This window comes from Duncaniella muris, from assembly GCF_003024805.1.
GTDB lineage: Bacteria > Bacteroidota > Bacteroidia > Bacteroidales > Muribaculaceae > Duncaniella > Duncaniella muris.
On the sequence record NZ_PUEC01000031.1, the window covers coordinates 1 to 16,560 of the forward strand.

At 55.0% G+C, this 16,560-nt stretch carries 17 protein-coding genes and 1 rRNA gene; all 18 read left to right on the forward strand.

Going from position 1 to position 16,560, the window contains the following annotated elements; genetic code table 11:
- Nucleotides 1-99, forward strand: a 5S ribosomal RNA gene (gene rrf / locus C5O23_RS11620); the annotation flags it as partial.
- 357 nt (nt 100-456) lie between these two features.
- Nucleotides 457-825: an NADH-quinone oxidoreductase subunit A gene (locus C5O23_RS11625; RefSeq protein WP_107033109.1), complete on the forward strand. Its 369-nt coding sequence runs from the start codon at nt 457-459 to the stop codon at nt 823-825.
- Nucleotides 816-1,424, forward strand: coding sequence for an NADH-quinone oxidoreductase subunit B (locus tag C5O23_RS11630; RefSeq protein ID WP_107033110.1), 609 nt, complete (start codon nt 816-818; stop codon nt 1,422-1,424). Before C5O23_RS11625 ends, C5O23_RS11630 begins: the two co-directional genes overlap by 10 nt.
- A 39-nt stretch (nt 1,425-1,463) precedes the next feature.
- Nucleotides 1,464-3,098: an NADH-quinone oxidoreductase subunit D-related protein gene (locus C5O23_RS11635; RefSeq protein ID WP_107033111.1), complete on the forward strand. Its 1,635-nt coding sequence runs from the start codon at nt 1,464-1,466 to the stop codon at nt 3,096-3,098.
- Nucleotides 3,099-3,187: 89 nt separating this feature from the next.
- Nucleotides 3,188-4,264, forward strand: a complete 1,077-nt coding sequence (gene nuoH, locus C5O23_RS11640; RefSeq protein WP_107033112.1) for an NADH-quinone oxidoreductase subunit NuoH — start codon at nt 3,188-3,190, stop codon at nt 4,262-4,264.
- A gap of 93 nt (nt 4,265-4,357) precedes the next feature.
- Nucleotides 4,358-5,863, forward strand: a complete 1,506-nt coding sequence (gene atpD, locus C5O23_RS11645) for a F0F1 ATP synthase subunit beta (RefSeq protein ID WP_107033113.1) — start codon at nt 4,358-4,360, stop codon at nt 5,861-5,863.
- Nucleotides 5,864-5,919: 56 nt separating this feature from the next.
- Nucleotides 5,920-6,159 (forward strand): ATP synthase F1 subunit epsilon, encoded by a 240-nt coding sequence (gene atpC / locus C5O23_RS11650; RefSeq protein WP_107033114.1) that lies wholly within the window; start codon nt 5,920-5,922, stop codon nt 6,157-6,159.
- 11 nt (nt 6,160-6,170) lie between these two features.
- Entirely contained in the window at nt 6,171-7,322 is a 1,152-nt protein-coding gene (gene atpB / locus C5O23_RS11655; protein WP_107033136.1) for a F0F1 ATP synthase subunit A, read from the forward strand.
- A 35-nt stretch (nt 7,323-7,357) separates the two neighbouring features.
- Nucleotides 7,358-7,609, forward strand: coding sequence for an ATP synthase F0 subunit C (gene atpE / locus C5O23_RS11660; protein WP_162496197.1), 252 nt, complete (start codon nt 7,358-7,360; stop codon nt 7,607-7,609).
- A 25-nt stretch (nt 7,610-7,634) separates the two neighbouring features.
- Nucleotides 7,635-8,132 carry a F0F1 ATP synthase subunit B gene (atpF, locus tag C5O23_RS11665; RefSeq protein ID WP_107033116.1) on the forward strand — a complete coding sequence of 166 codons (498 nt, stop codon included), beginning with the start codon at nt 7,635-7,637 and terminating at the stop codon, nt 8,130-8,132.
- 153 nt (nt 8,133-8,285) lie between these two features.
- A complete protein-coding gene (locus tag C5O23_RS11670) occupies nt 8,286-8,831 on the forward strand; it encodes a F0F1 ATP synthase subunit delta (RefSeq protein ID WP_107033117.1) in 546 nt (181 codons plus the stop codon).
- Between the two features lie 27 nt (nt 8,832-8,858).
- Nucleotides 8,859-10,430 carry a F0F1 ATP synthase subunit alpha gene (gene atpA, locus C5O23_RS11675; RefSeq protein ID WP_107033118.1) on the forward strand — a complete coding sequence of 524 codons (1,572 nt, stop codon included), beginning with the start codon at nt 8,859-8,861 and terminating at the stop codon, nt 10,428-10,430.
- A gap of 23 nt (nt 10,431-10,453) precedes the next feature.
- Complete coding sequence (atpG, locus tag C5O23_RS11680; protein WP_107033119.1) at nt 10,454-11,341, forward strand: ATP synthase F1 subunit gamma; 888 nt, start codon at nt 10,454-10,456, stop codon at nt 11,339-11,341.
- Between the two features lie 71 nt (nt 11,342-11,412).
- The gene (locus C5O23_RS11685; RefSeq protein WP_107033120.1) at nt 11,413-12,159 is read left to right on the forward strand and encodes a NuoI/complex I 23 kDa subunit family protein; all 747 of its coding nucleotides are present in this window, start codon (nt 11,413-11,415) and stop codon (nt 12,157-12,159) included.
- A gap of 46 nt (nt 12,160-12,205) precedes the next feature.
- A complete protein-coding gene (locus tag C5O23_RS11690; RefSeq protein ID WP_107033121.1) occupies nt 12,206-12,721 on the forward strand; it encodes an NADH-quinone oxidoreductase subunit J family protein in 516 nt (171 codons plus the stop codon).
- Between the two features lie 16 nt (nt 12,722-12,737).
- On the forward strand, nt 12,738-13,049 hold the full coding sequence (nuoK, locus tag C5O23_RS11695; RefSeq protein WP_107033122.1) for an NADH-quinone oxidoreductase subunit NuoK: 312 nt from the start codon (nt 12,738-12,740) through the stop codon (nt 13,047-13,049).
- Nucleotides 13,050-13,058: 9 nt separating this feature from the next.
- Nucleotides 13,059-15,005: an NADH-quinone oxidoreductase subunit L gene (gene nuoL, locus C5O23_RS11700; protein WP_107033123.1), complete on the forward strand. Its 1,947-nt coding sequence runs from the start codon at nt 13,059-13,061 to the stop codon at nt 15,003-15,005.
- 37 nt (nt 15,006-15,042) lie between these two features.
- Complete coding sequence (locus tag C5O23_RS11705; protein WP_107033124.1) at nt 15,043-16,548, forward strand: complex I subunit 4 family protein; 1,506 nt, start codon at nt 15,043-15,045, stop codon at nt 16,546-16,548.
- The last annotated feature ends 12 nt before the right edge of the window (nt 16,549-16,560 follow it).

Sequence of the window (16,560 nt, forward strand, 5' to 3'; positions counted from 1 at the left end):
ATAGCGTGAGGGCTCCACCTCTTCCCATTCCGAACAGAGAAGTTAAACCTCACCACGTCGATGATACTACGAAAGTGGGAAAGTAGATAACCGCCCCCTCTAAACCGCGGACCGGATCCTGTCACAGAGACAGCTTCCGGCCCGCTTTTTTTATATCCCTTCTTCTGCAATTACTCTGCTTCGGGATATCCCCCCCAGCAATCCTCACCGCAATCCCCCACCAATCGCAATCCCCCCGCGCTCCGGCATCCACCTTTTGGTTTGGCCGCTTTGGCTAAGATTGTCGGTTTTAGGTATATATTGTTATAAAGCATCTAAAAAAGTTTGGGGAGTTTTGGGAAATTTTGACTATATTTGCACTGCGATTCGGGATTTTTGTGCCCGTTGGAGTCCTAATGTTGGCTTATCGCACTGGAATACAGTGTATTATAGTAAAGAAACCGTATTAATTACTTTATGATAGCATTGGCAATTCAGAATGTGACCCTTGCTGTTGTGGCGCTCTTGACGGGCGTTGCTCTTGTCGCCATCGCTTTATGGCTTGCGGGTCTCATTTCTCCACGTTCGTTCAACCCGCAGAAGGGTGAGGCTTATGAGTGCGGTATTCCTACCAGAGGTGAGTCTATGGCTCAGTTCAAGGTGGGATATTATCTTTTTGCCATACTCTTCCTGATGTTTGACGTAGAAACCGTGTTTCTCTATCCCTGGGCAGTGAGAGTCCATGAGCTTGGAACCTCAGGCCTCACTGCGATCGCAGTCTTTTTTGGAATCATTGTGCTGGGCCTTGTCTATGCCTGGCGGAAAGGAGCTCTTGAATGGAAGTAACTACTCAAGGCATGCCCTACGAGGCATGGAAGGACAACGAATACATCGAGGATCTTGTCAAGAAACTTCAGGAGAGCGGCACCAACGTGGTTGTCGGTTCTTTTGACAAACTTATCAACTGGGGGCGTTCCAACTCTATCTGGCCGCTCACCTTTGCCACCAGTTGCTGCGGCATCGAATTTGTGTCGCTTGGAGCCGCCCGTTATGACATGGCGCGATTCGGCTGGGAAGTTGCCCGTGCCTCGCCACGTCAGGCCGACTTCATGATGGTGGCCGGTACGATTGTCCACCGCATGGTGCCCGTGTTCCGCCGTCTCTATGATCAGCTGGCAGAGCCGAAATATGTGATTGCCTGCGGCAGCTGCGCCATCTCCGGCGGTCCGTTCAAGAAGAGCTATCACGTGGCTATGGGCATTGAGGATATTGTCCCGGTAGATGTATTCATCCCCGGCTGTCCTCCCCGTCCGGAAGCCATGATCTATGGTATCATGCAGCTCTCACGCAAGATCAAGGTCGAGAAGTTCTTCGGAGGTGTCAACCGCCAGGAAAAGCAGGCCGAATTTCTTAAAGCACATCCGGTTCCCGGAGTGAACGACTGATTTCATTGATAATACACCACATTATTATACACATATAATATGTCCAACATCCGGGAAAAGATCTCAACGCTGTTGCCTGAGGCTGTCATTGAAGACGGCGATATAATGCAGGTGACCGTACCCGACGCCAAGTGGCACGATTTCGCGAAGACCCTTCGCGACGACGCTGACCTCTCATTTGATTTCCTTGTGACAATCGTGGGTATGGACTGGAAGGAAAACGGTATGGGCTGTGTCTATTACCTCACTTCCACAAAATTCAACACTCACCTCGCCGTGAAGGTCATGGCCACCGGTGACCGTGAGCGTCCGCTCATCCATTCGATTTTCGATCTCTGGGCCATCGCGACCGTCTATGAACGCGAGGTCTATGACTTCTTCGGGATCATCTTCATCAACAACCCCGATATGCGCCGCCTCTTCCTCAATCTCGACTGGAAAGGCTATCCCCTGCGCAAGGATTATGACGAAGATCCTTCGATCAACCCTGTCTCGATTGAAAACGAACGCCAGACTGACTTCACCGACGTCTGGACCGAGACTGCCGACGGAAAAATCGAAAAGCACGAGCGCCGCATCTTCCAGCCGGAAGACTTCGTGGTCAACATCGGCCCGCAGCACCCGGCAACCCACGGTGTGCTTCGTTTCCGCACTGCAATTGACGGCGAGACCATCAAGAAGATCGATATCTACCTCGGCTATATCCACCGCGGAGTTGAAAAGATATGCGAGAAGCTGACTTATCCGCAGACCCTCCACTTCATGGACCGTCTCGACTACTTCTCGGCGCATCCCTATCACCACTGTCTCTGCATGCTCATCGAAGAGGCCGCAGGCATCGAAATTTCGCGCCGTGCCCAGGTGATCCGAGTGCTCATGGACGAGCTTTCGCGCATCGCCTCCCACTGTCTCTTCATCGGCACCTACTGCATGGACCTCGGCGCGACCACCATGCTCTTCTACACCCTCCGTGTCCGCGAGCAGATTCTCGACATCATGGAGAAGACCTGCGGCGCGCGCATGACTTTCAACTATGACTGCATCGGTGGCGTAATGCAGGATCTGCATCCCGACTTCGTGAAAGATGTCCACGCGCTTCTCGACGTGCTCCCCGCAAACATCAAGGAGTACAACAAGATATTCACCGGTAACGTCATTGCCCGCAACCGAATGGAAAACGTCGGTGTGCTCACCCGTGAAGACGCCATTTCCTGGGCTGTGACAGGCCCCAACGGCCGAGGCTCAGGCTGGGCCTGCGACGTGCGCAAGTGTGCCCCCTACAGCATCTACTCCGAACTCGATTTCGAAGAAGTGGTGCGCGAGGAAGGCGACTCGATGGCCCGTTTCAAAGTCCGCATGGACGAAATGGTTCAGAGCGCGCGCATCATCGCACAGCTTGTCGACAACATTCCCGAAGGCGATTACTGCGTGAAGGTGCCCAAAGTGCTCAAGCTCCCCGTAGGCCACTGGTTCAAGATGGTCGAAGGCTGCCGCGGCACGTTCGGAATCTATCTTGAAAGCGATGGCACAACAAGTCCCTATCGTCTTAAGATAGCACCTCCGTGTCTTCCTGCCGCAGCCGTGGTCGACCACATCACCGACGGACAGAAGATCGCCGACCTTATCACAATCGGAGGTTCGCTTGACTATATCGTTCCTGACATCGACCGCTGATCCGGATCTGATGCCGCAGAAACAGAGATTCAAGTGAAAAATTACGAGTCAAAAAAACACAGAGAGTAAACTATAAGTAACTTTTCAATATGCAAGACTTATCAGTAGGAACCGCCTGGCTTCATTCTTTCCTCACGGACTACATCCCCGAATGGGCTGCCGTGACCCTCGAATGTCTGCTCATCGGAGTAGGGTTGATGCTGCTCTATGCAGTCCTGGCCCTTTTCTACATTCTTTTCGAGCGTAAGGTGTGCGCCTATTTCCAGTGCCGTCTCGGCCCGAACCGTGTAGGCCCCTGGGGCTTGATGCAGAGTATCGCCGATATGTTCAAGATTCTCATCAAAGAGCTTATCTCGCTGAACCATATCGACAAATTTCTCTTCGCACTGGCTCCATATTTGGTAATCATAGCCTCGATGCTCGCTTTTGCCGTGCTTCCGTGGGGCAATGGACTTCAGATCATCGACTTCAACGTCGGCATCTTCTTCCTCCTTGCCGTCTCTTCGATCGGCGTGCTTGGCATTCTTCTGGCAGGATGGTCATCAAACAATAAGTTTACCCTCATCGGCGCCCTTCGTTCAGGCGCGCAGATGGTCAGCTATGAGCTCTCGATGGGACTTTGCGTGGTGACAATGGTTGTCATGGCCGGCACAATGTCGGTAGGAGGCATTGTTGAAGCCCAGAGTCATCTGTGGTTCATCTTCTCAGGCCACATTCCGGCCATCATCGCCTTTGTGATCTTCATGATCGCCGGCACAGCCGAAACCAACCGCGGCCCGTTTGACCTTCCTGAAGCCGAAAGTGAGCTTACCGCCGGCTATCACACCGAATATTCCGGTATTCACTTCGGATTTTTCTATCTTGCCGAATATCTCAACCTCTTCATCGTGTCAGGTGTCGCCGCCCTCCTTTTCTTCGGCGGCTGGATGCCTCTCCACATTCCCGGACTTGACGCGTTCAACCACGTAATGGACTATATACCATCGTTTGTGTGGTTCATCGGCAAGGCTATCGCACTTTCATTCATCATCATCTGGTTCAAGTGGACTTTCCCCCGTCTGCGTATCGACCAGCTGCTGACACTCGAATGGAAATACCTTCTTCCGATCAATCTGTTCAACCTTGTGCTCATGGTAATTGTTGTAACATTCGGATTGTATCTCTAAACACAAAAAATATCTCTCACACAAAATAAACTAACCAAACGGCCGGCCATCAGACCAACTGACAGGCCTGCTCGCCAAAAAACTATAAACGCGATGAGTGAAAAATTCGGCAAGATCGCCCAGGTAATCGGTCCTGTGGTCGACGTGATTTTCGATGGTGAAGACAATCTCATCCCCCCGATCTACACGGCTCTCAAGGTAACACGTCCGGAGGGAGGAGAGCTCATTCTCGAAGTTGAGCAGCATATCGGCGAAGACACCGTGCGCTGTGTGGCTATGGAGAGTACCGACGGTCTTCGCCGCGGAATGCGTGTCGACAACCTCGAACGTCCCATCGCCGTTCCGACCGGCGAGCAGGTGAAAGGCCGACTCCTTAACGTGATCGGCGATGCCATCGACCGTCTTCCCGAACTGAAGCGCGAAGAACTCCGCCCGATCCACCAGCCTGCGCCGAAATTCGACGATCTGACAATCGGTACCGAAATTCTCTTCACCGGCATCAAGGTCATCGACCTTCTCGAACCCTACAGCAAGGGTGGTAAGATCGGTCTGTTCGGTGGCGCCGGTGTGGGCAAGACAGTGCTCATCATGGAGCTCATCAACAACATCGCCAAAGGCCACAACGGCTTCTCGGTGTTCACCGGTGTCGGCGAGCGTACCCGTGAAGGCAACGACCTTCTGCGCGAGATGATTGAGAGCGGCGTAATGAAATATGGCAAGAAATTTGAAGAAGGCATGGAAAAAGGCGAGTGGAATCTCGCTGATGTCGACATGGACCAGGTGGCCCAGTCGCAGGCAACCCTTGTCTTCGGCCAGATGAACGAACCTCCGGGCGCTCGTCTGCGTGTGGCTCTTTCAGGCCTCACCGTGGCCGAGCAGTTCCGCGATCAGGACGGCGGCGGCAAGGATATCCTTCTCTTCATTGACAACATCTTCCGTTTCACCCAGGCCGGATCGGAAGTATCGGCGCTCCTCGGCCGTATGCCTTCGGCTGTAGGCTATCAGCCCACCCTCGCATCTGAAATGGGTGCCCTGCAGGAACGAATCACCTCAACCAAAAACGGCTCGATCACCTCAGTCCAGGCCATCTACGTGCCTGCCGACGACTTGACCGACCCCGCGCCTGCCACCACCTTCAGCTTCCTTGACGCCACCACAGTGCTCTCGCGTAAGATCTCCGAGCTCGGCATTTATCCCGCCGTAGACCCTCTGGAATCAACCTCCCGAATCCTCGACCCGAACATCATCGGCGAAGACCACTACAACACCGCACAGGCCGTCAAGCAGCTTCTTCAGAAATACAACGAGCTTCAGGACATCATCGCCATCCTCGGTGTCGATGAACTTTCCGACGAAGACAAACTCGTGGTTGCCCGCGCCCGTCGCGCCCAGCGCTTCCTCTCGCAGCCGTTCCACGTGGCCGAGCAGTTCACCGGCCTGCCCGGTGTCATGGTGCCCCTGAGCGAGACCATCCGCGGCTTCAAGATGATTCTCTCCGGAGAGATGGACGAATATCCCGAACAGGCATTCCTCAACGTCGGCACCATCGACGAAGCCATCGAAAAGGGCAAGAAACTCCTCGCAGAGGTTTCGAAATAAGCACCCCTCTCCAGCATATCCACTCCACCCGAATCTCTCAAAACAGCAGATAAAGCATGATACTAAAAGTCATCTCGGCCGAAGACATCCTCTTTCAGGGAGAAGTCAAAGCAGTGCATCTTCCCGGTGCGCTCGGCGCCTTCACCGTCCTCCCCGGCCATGCCGCTCTGATCTCAACTCTGACCCCCGGTGAAATCCGCTACACCGCGGCCGCCGACGGCGAAGAGCAGCGCATCAGCGTCAGTGGCGGAATAGTCGATGTCGACAGCAACATCGTGTCAGTCTGCATATATTAATAATGGTGATGATGAAACGAAATATTCTCGCAGCAATCGCAATGGCCTTTGTGGCCCTTCTGCTTCCCCTTGCGGGCCGCGCCTCCGGTCACGAGGCCGACTCTCAGGAGAAAAGCGGAGCCGTTGACGCCCAGGGCATCATCTTCGAGCACCTTGGCGACCGCTACGGCTGGGAAGTGCCGTTCAATCACCACAAGAGCATACCCCTGCCCGTAATAGTCTGGGGCAGTGACGGACTCCACGTATTCTCCTCGGCGCGAGTGGACCACGGAAAGGAATACCGCGACGGCTCGGCGCTTTTCCGCATAGCCGGAAAAGACAGCCCCTACAAGGGAAAAGTAGTGGAGATAATCGACGGCAAGGAAGTGAAACCCACCGTTGACATCTCCATCACCAAAAACGTCTGCGGCGTCTTCATCGCAGTCCTGCTGGTCATCTGGAGCATCCTCTCTGTAGCCCGCTGGCACCGCAACCAGGGCCTCAAAGCCCCCCGCAAGATGACGGGAGCCATCGAATTTGTGATCCTCTTCATCTATGACGGTGTCATCAAGCCCACCCTCAAAAACAAGGCCAACAAATTCGCCCCCTATCTTCTGACAGTATTCTTCTTCATTCTCGTGATGAACCTCCTGGGCCTGATAGTGATCTTCCCCGGCGGCGCCAACCTCACAGGCAACATAGCCGTGACTCTCGTGCTTGCCATAATCACCTTCCTGATCACCAACATCTTCGCCACCAAACACTACTGGAAAGAAATCTTCAACCCCGATGTGCCCTGGTGGCTCAAATGGCCCCTCCCGATCATGCCTATCATCGAAATCTTCGGCGTGTTCACCAAACCCGCAGCGCTGACAGTCCGTCTATTCGCCAACATGATGGGCGGCCACATGATCGTGATCGTGCTCACCCTCCTCATCTTCATTTTCGCAGCTATGGGCCCGGTCGTGACCGGCGCCACAGCCGTGGTCAGCATCATCTTCTCGGTGTTCATGCTTCTGATCGACGTGCTTGTGAGCTTCATCCAGGCCTACGTGTTCACCATGCTCTCGACCCTCTTCATAGCCCTCGGCCAGGAAGAAGGCCATCATGAAGACCACAAGAAGGAAGAAGACCCCCACGCCCCCGGCCTCCCGGCCTCCACGGGCACAGAAACCCACGCATAACCAAAAAAATCAAAATAACCCTTTAATCTCCCGCAATTATGTTAGCAATGATTTTAGCAGCTATCGAAGGAACCCTCGGCATCGGCGTTTGCATCGGTGCAGCAATCGCAGCAATTGGCGCCGGCATCGGCATCGGCAAGATCGGTGGATCCGCCATGGAAGCTATCGCACGTCAGCCCGAATCAACCGGCGACATCCGCAGTAACATGATCGTTATCGCCGCCCTTATCGAAGGTGTGGCCCTCTTCGCTGTTATCGTTTGTATCCTCGCAATGTTTGTGGGCTGATCTCCAAGCTTCATCTATCTGAAAAATGGAACTTTTCACGCCTGATTTCGGTCTGATATTCTGGATGTTCGTATCGTTCGCCATCCTCTTCTTCGTCCTGTGGAAGTGGGGCTGGCCGGCGATCATGAAAGGAGTGTCTGACCGAGCCGACCTCATCGACAAAGGTGTGGAGTATGCTCAAAATGCCAAACAACAGCTTGACCATGCCCGCGAAGAGGCGGATAAATACATAGCCGACGCCCGTCGCCAGCAGGCCGACATGCTCCGCGAAGCCGACAAGATGAAAACCCAGATCATCGAGGAAGCCCGCTCCGCAGCGCAAACCGAAGCCAAAAAGGTGATGGACGCAGCAAAAGTGTCAATCGAACAGGAACGCAAGCAAGCCGAACAGCAGTTCCGCAACGAAGTCTCGTCATTTGCCCTCGACATCGCACAGAAAGTCGTCCGCAACCAGATGAAAGACGAAAAAGCCCAGGAACAGCTCGTAAGTTCTCTGCTTGACGAAATGGAAAAACAGAACTGATACCCCTCCAGCCGTACCGGACCGACAGCCACTCAGGCCGTCAGCTCCGGAACGGCAAGGGCAAGAACCTCAGTTCCGCATTTCCGGCAGTCTCCCCTCTAAACTTCCACTACTCTCATCATCCGTTAACCCTAAGGTTCCAACCACCAAGCAATGAATCAAGGTCTCATCCCAAGCCGATACGCAAAAGCGCTTTTCGAGTTCGCCTCCGAGAAGAAGGCCGACCGACGCATCTATGACCTGATGCACGCACTTGAAAGCTCCTTCGCTTCCGAGCCGTCGCTCCAGCAGGCCGTAGGCAACCCCTTCATCCCTGCAGCCGACAAGATGAAACTCCTGACAACCGCTGCCGGAGCCTCAGGAAACGATGAAGTATATGCCCGCTTCCTGCAGCTTTTAGCTGACAACAACCGCCTTGATGTCGCCCGTGACATAGCTCTCGCCTACATGAAGCTCTATCGCAGCGAACATCACATCTACCTTGTCACCGTCACCTCTGCCGCCCCTATGGCGCAGGCCGAGGAAGAACGGCTACGCAAACTCATCCTCCGCCATCTCGACGGCGGAACAATGGAGTATCACCATCGCGTCGACCCCTCCCTAATAGGAGGCTTCACCGTAACAATCAACAACGAGAAGCTTGACGCCTCTGTGGCCGATGAACTCAAACAATTGCGTCTGAAACTTTTAAGCAACTAACCAACTTCACATCCCCCTCATACCAAAATGATAAACCCAAGCGAGATTTCTCAGGTCTTAAAACAGCAGCTGGAGAACGTCAGCTCCAAAGTGTCTTTCGAAGAGACAGGAGTTGTTCTGGAAGTAGGCGACGGAGTAGCCCACGTCTACGGTCTCGACAATGTCTGCGCCAACGAGCTTGTAGAATTTGAAAACGGAGTGAAAGGTGTAGCCCTCAACCTTGAGGAAAGCAATGTGGGTGTCATCCTCCTCAACGAAATCAACAACGTTACTGAAAACATGACCGTCAAGCGCACAGGCGAGATCGCCTCGATCCACGTAGGCGACGGCGTGTTCGGTCGCGTGATCAACGTACTCGGCGAACCTATCGACGGCCGCGGCCCAATCCAGGGCGAACTCTTCCCCATGCCCCTCGAACGCAAGGCCCCCGGCGTTATTTTCCGTCAGCCCGTCAAGCAGCCGCTCCAGACAGGTCTGAAAGCAATCGACTCAATGGTGCCCATTGGCCGCGGACAGCGCGAGCTCATCATCGGCGACCGCCAGATCGGCAAGACAGCCATCGCCATTGACACCATCATCAACCAGCGCGCAAACTTCGAGGCAGGAAAACCTGTCTACTGCATATACGTGGCCATCGGACAGAAAGCATCGTCCGTAGCAGCCATCGTTGAGACCCTCCGTCAGCACGGAGCGCTTGACTACACCGTGGTAGTCGCAGCCACCGCCGCCGACTCGGCGTCAATGCGCTACTATGCCCCCTTTGCCGGAGTAGCCATCGGCGAATACATCCGCGATACCGGCCGCGACGCCCTCATCGTCTATGACGACCTCTCGAAGCAGGCCGTGGCCTATCGCGAGATCTCGCTCATTCTCAAGCGCCCCTCAGGCCGCGAAGCATATCCCGGCGATATCTTCTATCTCCACAGCCGTCTGCTTGAACGTGCCGCCAAGATCATCGACAACCAGCAGGTGGCAAGCCAGATGAATGACCTTCCAGCCTCGCTCAAAGACAGAGTCAAAGGCGGCGGCTCGCTCACCGCGCTCCCTATCATCGAGACCCAGGCAGGTGACGTTTCGGCCTACATCCCCACCAACGTGATCTCGATCACCGACGGCCAGATCTTCCTCGAAACCGCTCTCTTCAACCGAGGCATCCGCCCGGCCATCAACGTAGGTATCTCCGTGTCGCGTGTGGGCGGTAACGCGCAGATCAAATCAATGAAAAAAGTGGCCGGCACGCTCAAGATCGACCAGGCACAGTTCCGCGAGCTCGAATCGTTCACCAAATTCGGCGGCGACATCGACCCAGTGACCGCCCGCGTCATCGACAAAGGCCGCAAAAACGAACGCCTGCTCATCCAGCCTCAGTACGCCCCGATGAAGGTCGAAGACGAAGTGGCCGTCATCTACTGCGGCACCAAAGGGCTGCTTGAAAACGTGCCCCTCGACAAAGTTGCCGAGTTCGAGAAAAACTTCCTCCAGCTCGTCAACACAAAATATCCCGAAGTCATGGAGTCAATCCGCGCCGGAAAGCTTGATGACGACATCACCGCCAAGCTCACCGAAGCAGCGGCTGAAATTTCGGGATCATATAAATAAGAAGAACAGCAACCAAAGCTCACATGGCAACACTCCGCGAACTAAAAGGACGAATCGGCTCCGTGGCTTCCAGCGAGAAGATCACGGGCGCGATGAAGATGATCTCCTCGGCCAAGATGCACCGTGCCGAGGGCGATCTCCGTCGCCTCCTGCCATTCCGCCAGCAGATAGAGAACATCATAGGCAACCTCCTCTCAGCCGACGCCGAGTTCTCATCACCCCTCACCGAGGCGCGTGACGTTGCCTCGGTGGCAATCGTGGTCCTCGGCAGTGACGACGGTCTCTGCGGAGCCTATAACATCAATATCTACAAGGAACTCGTTAAATCCATCGGCCAGCTCCGCGAAATTTACGGCGACCAGGTCAGGATCACTCTGATCCCCGTAGGCCGCAAAATGGTCAAAGCCGCCGGACGCCTCACCGCCCTGCCCGGCATCACCGTGAGCCACGCTGAAGGAGTCGATTCCAAATCAAGCGGCGAAGCCGTCAAGCAGTTCACCCGCAGCCTTGAAAAACGCTTCATCGCAGGCGAGTTTGACAGCGTGAGAATTCTCTACATGAACTTCCAGTCGGTCAGCCGCCAGCGTCCCCGCTGCGACGCCCTTCTCCCCGTCTGCCCCGAATCATTCGCGGCCGAAGGAGCCAAAACCCTCTGCCGGCCCTACATCTTCGAGCCTGACGCCCCGACGATCTTCGTCTCCGTCCTCCCGATGTTCCTTCTGGCCGTCATGCAGGAAATCTTCACCGAAAACCGCGCCTCGGAGCAAGCCGCCCGCATCATGGCCATGCAGAGTGCCAACGACAACGCCAAGAAACTCCTCGAACAGCTTCAGCTCGAATACAACAAACTCCGCCAGCAGAGTATCACCACCGAGCTTCTCGACATAGTCGGCGGACAGGTAAGAGACTGACACGGCGCCAAAGCAAAAAAAATAATCCGATCATAACATCCACAGCACATAACCGAAAGAGTACAATTGACATGGGAAGTGTAAAAGAGTATTTCTCAAATCTTGGATCCGGCATAGCCAGCCTTGTAAAAGGCATGCAGGTAACCGGTAAGGAATTTGTCACCCCCAAAATCACTGAAGAGTATCCCGACAACCGAGACAATCTGCCTGTCGCCGACCGCTTCAGGGCAATCCTTACACTCAAGTATGACGACCAGGGTGACCACAAATGTATCGCCTGCGGCACCTGCGAGCGTGTCTGCCCCAACAACACCATCTCCCTCGACATCAAGACCGTCGAAACATGGGACGGCAAAAAGAAAAAGAAACTCGACAAATATCACTACGATCTCGGAAGCTGCACCTTCTGCCAGCTTTGCGTGACAAACTGTCCGACTGACGCCCTTGAATTCAGCAATGACTTCGAGCAGGCGCTCTACACCCGCAGCAAACTCGTCAAGCTTCTCAACTATCTCCCTGAAAAGCCCGAACCTCAGCCCACCCCTGAGCAGATCGAGAAGATGAAAGCCGAGAAAGAAGCCAAAATAGCAGCCGCCAAGGCAGCCGCCGAAGCCAAGAAAGCCGCAGCAGCAGGCGCAGCCGCCACACCGGCCGCCCCCGCAGCCCAGGTTCCAGCCGCTGACGACGCCGCCGCAAAGGCACTCGCCGCCGCAAAGGGCGATCCTGAAAAAGAGGCCAAGATCCGCGCCGCGCTCGAAAAAGCCGCTGCCCTCAAGGCAAAACGCGAAGCCGAGAAAAACGCCGGTGCCGCAAACTGAACCTCTTTTCATCACCAATCACGATAATTAATTACTATCACAGTATATGGAATCAGTAGGAAGTACAATCTTTTATTGGATAATCGCCCTGTCGATTGTCATCTTCTCGGTACTGACTGTCACCACACGCAAAATCCTGCGTGCGGCCACATATCTGCTCTTCGTCCTTTTCGCGACCGCAGCCCTCTACTTCAAGCTCGACTATGAGTTTCTCGGCTCGGTTCAGATTGCGGTCTACGCCGGCGGTATAGTGGTCCTCTTCGTCTTTGCAATTCTGCTCACGACTCATCCCGGTGACAACAGCAAGCAGTTAACCTCGCGCAAAAAATTTCTCGGCCTCGTCGGCGCTCTCGCCACAGCCGGAGCCTGTGCCTGGGCCCTCTGCTCACGCTCTGCCGACCTCTTTACATCGCTGCCCTCTATGGCCAACCCGTCAATGCACCGCATCGGCGAAGCAATGCTCGGCACAAACTACGGACAATATCTTCTGCCGTTCGAGGCCGTCAGCGTACTGCTGCTCGCCTGCATAATCGGTGGTGTCGTAATCGCACGTAAACGCTAATTCAAACATTTCACCAATGGATATTACACTGATCTGGTATCTCGTTCCCGCAATCGTGATGTTTTGCTGCGGCGTCTACGGCTTCCTGACCCGCCGCAACATGATAGCCATGCTCATATCCCTTGAGCTCATGCTCAATGCGGTCGACATCAACTTTGTGGTCTTCAACCGCTATCTCTTCCCCTCCTCGATGGAAGGATGGATGTTCACCCTCTTTGGAATCGCCATCGCCGCAGCCGAGACCGCACTCGCAATCGCCATCATCATCAACCTTTTCCGGGTAAGCAAAAACATTGACGTCCGCGACGCAACAAAAATGAAAAATTAATCACGCCCTATGGATATTACAATACCTATTCTTATATTGGCAATCCCGCTCTTCATGTTCCTCCTCTTAGGACTGGCGGGAGTCAAGATGAGTCACAAACTCGCCGGTACGCTCGGAACGCTCGGCATGGGAACCGTGTTGGTCTTGTCCTATTACACGGCGTTCACCTACTACTTCTCAGGAAACCCTGAATTCATCGACGGAACCACACGCCTGCAGGCCGTGATCTTCAACCACACCTGGCTGCAGTTCACCCCCGCGCTCGCAATCCGCATCGGTTTCCTTCTCGACCCGATCTCAGCCATGATGCTCATTGTCATCCCGACAATCTCATTCATGGTCCACGTCTACTCGCTCGGCTACATGCACGGAGAGAAAGGCTTCCAGCGCTACTACGCTTTCCTTTCGCTCTTCAGCTTCTCGATGCTCGGACTCGTTGTCGCGACCAACATATTCCAGATGTACATCTTCTGGGAGCTCGTGGGCGCATCTTCGTTCCTCCTCATCGGCTTCTTCTACACCCTCCCCTCGGCCGTATCGGCATGTAAGAAAGCCTTCATCGTCACCCGCTTCGCCGACCTCGGATTCCTCATCGGCATCCTCGTCCTCTCATACTTCACCCATCATCTCGACTTCCTCCCGATGACCCAGAACCCGCAGGCCGTCCTCGCAAGCTTCGAGGGCGTCACCTTCCTCGGCGCTTCCGGACTCACCTGGGCCCTCGTCCTGATCTTCACCGGAGGTATGGGCAAATCGGCCATGCTACCCCTCCACATCTGGCTCCCCGACGCGATGGAAGGCCCGACCCCCGTATCGGCCCTCATCCACGCCGCCACAATGGTTGTGGCCGGTGTATATCTCGTGGCCCGTCTCTTCCCGCTCTACATGCTTGAAGACGCCGCTCTGATGTTCATCACAGTGGTCGGAGCAGCAACAGCATTCTACGCCGCAATGGTGGCCTGCGCCCAGATCGACATCAAGCGCATCCTCGCCTTCTCGACCATCTCGCAGATCGCCTTCATGATGGTATCGCTCGGCGTGGCATCCAAAAACAACGTCGCCATCCACGAAGGTCTCGGCTACATGGCATCCATGTTCCACCTCTTCACCCACGCCATGTTCAAAGCCCTCCTCTTCCTCGGAGCCGGCTCGCTCATCCACGCAGTCCACTCAAACAACTACACCGCTATGGGCGGCCTGCGCAAATACATGCCTATAACCCACATCACCTTCCTCATCGGCTGTCTCGCCATCGCAGGCATCTGGCCATTCGCAGGTTTCTTCTCTAAAGACGAAATCCTCTCGGCCTGCTTCGCCAACGGTACTTTCTGGGGCATCTGGATGATGATGGTAGCCGCAATGACCGCCTTCTACATGTTCCGCATGTACTTCCTCGTCTTCTGGTGGGACAACCCCGACTACGAGAAAGAACACCACGGCCATCTTCCCCACGACCCCGGCTTCGCAATGACCTTCCCGCTGATCTTCCTCGGAATAGTCTCGATCATCGCCGGATTCATCCCCTTCGGACAGCTCGTCACCTTCGACGGCCACGAATATCACATCCATATAGACTGGTCTATCGCCGGACTCAGCATGGGAGTAGCCATCCTCTCGATTGCATTCTCAGCCTGGCTCTACATGAAGAAAAACGACAAGCCCAGGCGCATGGCCGACTCCTGCCGCTGGCTCTGGACAGCTGCAAACCGCCGCTTCTACTGGGACGAAATCTACCTCTTCATCACCCGCCGCATCATCTTCGACGGAATCTGCAAGCCCATCGCCTGGTTTGACCGCCACATAATCGACGGCACAATGGACGGATTCGCCTATGTCACCAACAAGGCATCCTACGCCATCCGCGGCTTCCAGAGCGGCAAAGTGCAGATGTACATCTGGTGGTATCTCATCGGAGCTGTCGTGCTCGGCATCATAACCGCCATCTGTGTCCTCTGAATCTGTTAACCTGTTAAGAAAAATATAGTAACGCGATATGTTTTCCAATATATTGATCTACTTCGTGGTGATCCCCGTGGTCATGCTGCTGGGACTCTTCCTCTGCCGGAACATCAAGCAGATCCGGGCAGTGGCAGTCACAGGCTCGGTTGTCCTGACAGCCCTCTCGGTCTGGCTTCTCGTCGACTATCTCGCACTCCGCGCCGCCGGAGCCACAGACCCCATGCTCTGGGTCGACTCCTGGCAGTGGTTCGCTCCGCTCAACATCAACCTCGCCGTTGGTGTCGACGGCATCTCGATAGCCATGCTCATCCTCACCGGCGTAATCCTCATCACAGGCAGCTTCGCCTCATGGGAAATCCCGCAGCCAAAGGAATTCTTCCTCTGGCTCATCCTCCTGTCGACCGGTGTCTACGGATTCTTCATCTCCATCGACCTCTTCACCATGTTCATGTTCTATGAAGTCGCCCTCATCCCGATGTATCTTCTCATCGGTGTCTGGGGCAGCGGCAACAAGAACTACTCGGCGATGAAACTCACCCTCATGCTCATGGGCGGATCGGCATTCCTCATGCTCGGCCTCATCGGCATCTACTACCACTCCGCTCCCGCCGGACAGCCCCTCACCTGGAACATCCTTGAGATTGCCCAGAACGACGCCATCAGCCACGGCTGGCAGACATTCCTCTTCCCGATGACCTTCGTGGGCTTCGGTGTGCTCGGCGCAATGTTCCCCTTCCACACCTGGTCGCCTGACGGCCACGCATCGGCCCCCACAGCAGTGTCGATGCTCCACGCAGGTGTGCTCATGAAGCTCGGCGGCTACGGCTGCTTCCGTGTGGCCATCTACCTGATGCCCCACGCCGCCAACGAACTGGCCTGGATCTTCCTCATCCTCACCGGCATCTCGGTTGTCTACGGAGCCTTCAGCGCATGCGTCCAGAACGACCTCAAATACATCAACGCATACTCATCGGTGTCACACTGCGGTCTGGTGCTCTTCGCCATCCTCATGCTCAACACCACAGCGATGACCGGAGCCATCATGCAGATGCTCTCCCACGGTCTGATGACAGCCCTCTTCTTCGCCCTCATCGGTATGATCTACGGACGAACCCACACCCGCGACATCCGCGAGATGGGCGGCATGATGCAGATCCTCCCTTATCTCTCGGTCTGCTACGTCATCGCCGGCATGGCCTCCCTCGGTCTCCCCGGTCTCTCCGGCTTCGTTGCCGAAATGACAATCTTTGTCGGATCGTTCGAACACTCTGACCTCTTCCACCGCGTCTTCGTCATAGTGGCCTGCAGCTCCATCGTGACAACCGCCGTCTACATCCTCCGCGTCGTAGGCAAGCTCCTCTACGGTCCAGTCTATGACCAGCACCACATGACACTCACCGACGCCAAGTGGTGGGAACGTGTAGCCACCGCCGGACTCATCGTCTGCGTGGCCGGCATCGGTTTCTTCCCCAACTTCTTCGTCGATCTTATCAAGTTCACTTTCAGCCCTGAAATCTTCACCGTTATCGGTCTGAACTAATCTATAGATTAA

Bases quoted from the DNA above. Each gene is read 5' to 3' on its own strand.
- C5O23_RS11625 (WP_107033109.1), top strand. From the start codon at position 457: ATGATAGCATTGGCAATTCAGAATGTGACCCTTGCTGTTGTGGCGCTC.
- C5O23_RS11630 (WP_107033110.1), top strand. From the start codon at position 816: ATGGAAGTAACTACTCAAGGCATGCCCTACGAGGCATGGAAGGACAAC.
- C5O23_RS11635 (WP_107033111.1), top strand. From the start codon at position 1,464: ATGTCCAACATCCGGGAAAAGATCTCAACGCTGTTGCCTGAGGCTGTC.
- nuoH (WP_107033112.1), top strand. From the start codon at position 3,188: ATGCAAGACTTATCAGTAGGAACCGCCTGGCTTCATTCTTTCCTCACG.
- atpD (WP_107033113.1), top strand. From the start codon at position 4,358: ATGAGTGAAAAATTCGGCAAGATCGCCCAGGTAATCGGTCCTGTGGTC.
- atpC (WP_107033114.1), top strand. From the start codon at position 5,920: ATGATACTAAAAGTCATCTCGGCCGAAGACATCCTCTTTCAGGGAGAA.
- atpB (WP_107033136.1), top strand. From the start codon at position 6,171: ATGAAACGAAATATTCTCGCAGCAATCGCAATGGCCTTTGTGGCCCTT.
- atpF (WP_107033116.1), top strand. From the start codon at position 7,635: ATGGAACTTTTCACGCCTGATTTCGGTCTGATATTCTGGATGTTCGTA.
- C5O23_RS11670 (WP_107033117.1), top strand. From the start codon at position 8,286: ATGAATCAAGGTCTCATCCCAAGCCGATACGCAAAAGCGCTTTTCGAG.
- atpA (WP_107033118.1), top strand. From the start codon at position 8,859: ATGATAAACCCAAGCGAGATTTCTCAGGTCTTAAAACAGCAGCTGGAG.
- atpG (WP_107033119.1), top strand. From the start codon at position 10,454: ATGGCAACACTCCGCGAACTAAAAGGACGAATCGGCTCCGTGGCTTCC.
- C5O23_RS11685 (WP_107033120.1), top strand. From the start codon at position 11,413: ATGGGAAGTGTAAAAGAGTATTTCTCAAATCTTGGATCCGGCATAGCC.
- C5O23_RS11690 (WP_107033121.1), top strand. From the start codon at position 12,206: ATGGAATCAGTAGGAAGTACAATCTTTTATTGGATAATCGCCCTGTCG.
- nuoK (WP_107033122.1), top strand. From the start codon at position 12,738: ATGGATATTACACTGATCTGGTATCTCGTTCCCGCAATCGTGATGTTT.
- nuoL (WP_107033123.1), top strand. From the start codon at position 13,059: ATGGATATTACAATACCTATTCTTATATTGGCAATCCCGCTCTTCATG.
- C5O23_RS11705 (WP_107033124.1), top strand. From the start codon at position 15,043: ATGTTTTCCAATATATTGATCTACTTCGTGGTGATCCCCGTGGTCATG.